The following is a 3,460-nucleotide window of genomic DNA, read 5'->3' on the forward strand; positions in this document are numbered from 1 at the left end:
TCCACGAGCACGAGCCGGTGCAGTTGACCCCGTGGGTCGAGCGCACGACCTTGTCGTGGCTCCACCTGTCCCGGTAGAAGTCGTCGGCCTGGCGGCCGCCCTTCTTGGTCAACGTGCGCAGGTCCTCCGACACCGTGCCCTTGGTGAAGTAGCGGCGACTGCGCACGAGCGCGTCGCTGATCGCTCCGTCGAGGCCGGGCTGTCCGGTGGAACGCGTGCGGTCGGTGCGCTCGATGGTCACGCGGGGGTCCTCTCGCTGAGCTGGTGGTGGGTGGCGGTGCGGCGTACGACGGTGAGGGTGAGCACGAGCGTCAGCGCGGCGGTCACCGAGAGCATCCACAGGCCGATGGCGTAGGAGTCGGTGCGGCCGTAGACGTAGCCCATGATCAGCGGCGGCACGAAGCCGCCGAGCCCGCCGGCGGCGCCGACCAGGCCGGTCACGCCACCCACCCGCGACGGCTCGGTCACCTGGGCGATGAGCGCGAACGTCGCGCCACTGCCTGACCCGAGAGCGGCCGCCATCGCGAGGAACGCGACGGTGCCGACACCGTCCAACGGCGGCGTGCCTGCGGAGATGGCCGCGCAGACCACCACCACCGCGTAGCCCGCGGCGAGGACCGGGATCGCGCCGAGCCGATCGGAGAGCCAGCCACCGATCGGCCGCATCAGGACGGCGACCACGACGAAGCCGGCCATCCGGTTGGAGGCGTCGGCCGGGGTGAGGCCGTGCGCGGTCTTGAGGTACGCCGGCAGGTAGACCGAGAACGCGACGTACCCACCGAACGCGACGGCGTAGAGGATGCAGGCCTGCCAGCTGATCGGGAGCTTGGCGTTGGCCGCCAGGCGCGAGCCCAGCGAGGTCGTCGGGGCGGTGCGGCCGGGGGCGTCGCGCAGGATCACCCAGGCGGCGACCGCGTAGATCGCGAGCACCGCAGCGGTGATGAGGAACGGTGAGGTGTCGCCGAGGTTCTTGTAGAGCTTGACGGTCGTGAGTGCGCTGATCGCCGTGCCGCCCATGCCGGCACCGAAGATGCCGACCGCGAGGCCGCGCTTGGCCGGCGGGAACCAGGCGTTGACGAACGGCACGCCCACCGCGAACGCGGTGCCGGCGATGCCGAGGAAGAACCCGCCGACCAGGATCAGCGCGTAGGAGTCGAGCGCGACGAAGGCGAGGAATAGGATCGGGATGATCGTGATCGCCGAGATCAGGGGGAACATCACGCGGCCGCCGTACTTGTCGGTCAGCGCACCGACGATGATGCGGCCCAGTGAGCCGACCACGACCGGCACCGCGACCATCAGCGCGACGTCGGACTCGCTGAGGTCCCCCACGCGCCCGTTGTCGCGGAACAGCGGCCCGAGGGGGCTGATGAGGGCCCACGCCCAGAAGTTCACGGCGAACCCGATCGTCGCCATCGCGAGCATCGTCCAGGCGGTGCCGCTGGTGCGGACTCCCCCGTCTCGGCCCTGTTCGGTCACGGTCATGAACGTCCTCCCGAGCTGGTGTCGCAGACCACACTGTCCGAAATAGGTGCCGTTGCCAACAGGGGCCCCTTCGACTCGTCGACCACCCGCGGTAGCCGTTCTGGAGTTTTTACTACACTCGGCTCCGTGGAAAACAGGGGGCGCGCTGGAGGTCGGCTCGGTCCGCGTCGCGGCACCGGCCAGCCGCCGCTCTCGCCCTCGCGACGAGCCATCCTGGGTCACCTGCGCGACCAGCCCCAGCCCCTCACCCTCGGGGCGCTGGTCCGGATGACCGGACTGCACCCCAACACCGTCCGTGAGCACCTCGACGCGCTCGTACGGCGCGGCCTGGTGCGTCGCAGCACCGCCCTGCCCAGCGGTCGGGGCCGCCCGGCCCACCTCTACGAGGACACGGAGCTCGGCCAGGGCGAGTACGCGCGCCTGGCGGTGGCACTGACGGAGGCACTCGCGCTCAGCAGCAGCGACCCGTCACGGCACGCCAACACCGTCGGTGAGGAGTGGGGACGCGAGCTGGCGCGCGACCGCCGACTCGGCGCCTCCTCGCCGGGCCAGGCCCGCGCACAGGTCGTGGACCTGCTCGGCGACCTCGGGTTCGAGCCGCGCGCCGGAGGCCGGGACTGCGAGGTCGAGCTCACCCGGTGCCCCCTGCTCGAGGCTGCCTACCGCTCTCCGGGCATCGTCTGCGGCATCCACCTCGGCATCGTGCGCGGCCTGCTCGCCGAGCAGGGCGTCGATCCTGCGGGCAGCGAGCTCGAGCCGTTCGCCGGCCCGGGCTACTGCCGCCTGGTCGTCCCGCCGGTCTGACCCTGTCATCGGCCCGCTGGCCGAGCTCGTCGAGACCCCCGCAGCCCACCCGCGGCGGCGGATGTACGTCGGCCTGCGGGCTGCTCCCGCCTGCGGTCGTTGGGCAGCGAAGCGGGACAGGTCCGCCGGAGCCCGGGCCGCTCCCGACTTGCGGATCGCCACCTCCATTGGTGGTTGAGATGCGAGCGGAGCGAGCCGGCGCGGTGGTTGAGGAGGTTGCGCAAGCAACCGTCTCGAAACCACCCTCCACAACATCGTCCGCAGTCTTGACCCAGTGACCCGCGTCACATAGAATCGAACACATGTTCGTGCTCTCGGGTTCTGGCGACACCACCCCCGTCGGGTGGGTCGAGGACCTCGTGTCCGCACCGGTGCCCGAGGACGACGCCACGAAGATCGACCAGATCCGCGACCTCGAGACCCTCGTGTGTGCAGCACAAGCCAGGCAGGCGAAGCTCGCCGCCGCCCTGGACGCCTCCCAGCGCGCCCGGGCCGCCGAGCACGGTGAGCCCGCCGCCCGCCAAGGCCGGGGGATCGCCGAGCAGGTCGCCCTCGCGCGGCGTGAGTCACCCCACCGCGGCCGTCAACACCTCGCCCTGGCCAGGATCCTGGAGCGGGAGCTGCCCTGCACCCGGGCCGCGTTCGCGGCCGGCCGGATCACCGAGTGGCGCGCGATGACCATCGCGCGGGAGACCGCTTGCCTGACCCTGGAGGACCGGCGTGCGGTCGACCGGGCCATCGCCGGCGACCCCGACGCCCTCGAGGGCTACTCCGACCGGGTCGTGCTGGCCGAGCTGCGCAAGCTCGCCGCCCGCCTCGACCCCGCCTCGGTCACCGAACGGCGCCGCCGCGCCGAGACCGAGCGGCATGTCACCGTCCGGCCGGCACCCGACACGATGGCCTACCTGACCGTGCTGCTCCCGGTCGCGCAAGCCGTCGCGGTCTACGCGGCGTTGAAGTCCGAGGCCGACACGACCGTCGCGGCCGGCGACCCCCGCTCCCGAGGTCAGGTGATGGCCGACGCCCTCGTCGCCCGCGTCACCGGCTCGACCGATGAGACGGGGCGGCCGGTGGTGCCGGTGACGGTCGGGCTGGTCATGACCGACCAGGCCCTGCTCGCCGGGGCCCACGACACCGCCGACCTCGACGGCTACGGCCCGATCCCCGCCGG

Annotated in this window: 3 protein-coding genes and 1 pseudogene; 2 read left to right on the plus strand and 2 right to left on the minus strand. The window is 72.2% G+C overall.

Going from position 1 to position 3,460, the window contains the following annotated elements; genetic code table 11:
- Both Q0L15_RS15630 and Q0L15_RS15635 read right to left on the minus strand, forming a co-directional pair.
- A pseudogene (locus tag Q0L15_RS15630) lies at positions 1–235 on the minus strand (nitrate reductase subunit alpha); the annotation flags it as partial.
- Positions 236–237: 2 nt separating this feature from the next.
- Positions 238–1,485: a NarK/NasA family nitrate transporter gene (locus tag Q0L15_RS15635; RefSeq protein WP_296605378.1), complete on the minus strand. Its 1,248-nt coding sequence runs from the start codon at positions 1,483–1,485 to the stop codon at positions 238–240.
- A 126-nt stretch (positions 1,486–1,611) separates the two neighbouring features.
- Here Q0L15_RS15635 and Q0L15_RS15640 point away from each other — a divergent pair, with 126 nt between their 5' ends.
- Both Q0L15_RS15640 and Q0L15_RS15645 read left to right on the plus strand, forming a co-directional pair.
- The gene (locus Q0L15_RS15640; protein WP_296605379.1) at positions 1,612–2,289 is read left to right on the plus strand and encodes a helix-turn-helix domain-containing protein; all 678 of its coding nucleotides are present in this window, start codon (positions 1,612–1,614) and stop codon (positions 2,287–2,289) included.
- 302 nt (positions 2,290–2,591) lie between these two features.
- Positions 2,592–3,460: DUF222 domain-containing protein (locus tag Q0L15_RS15645; protein WP_296605380.1), on the plus strand; the 869-nt coding region annotated here is incomplete at its 3' end.

Origin of the sequence: Nocardioides sp. (assembly GCF_024509035.1) — a bacterium.
Taxonomy (GTDB): domain Bacteria; phylum Actinomycetota; class Actinomycetes; order Propionibacteriales; family Nocardioidaceae; genus Nocardioides.

Excerpts from the sequence above, each read along its gene's own strand:
- Q0L15_RS15635 (WP_296605378.1), bottom strand. The coding sequence starts at position 1,485 with ATGACCGTGACCGAACAGGGCCGAGACGGGGGAGTCCGCACCAGCGGC.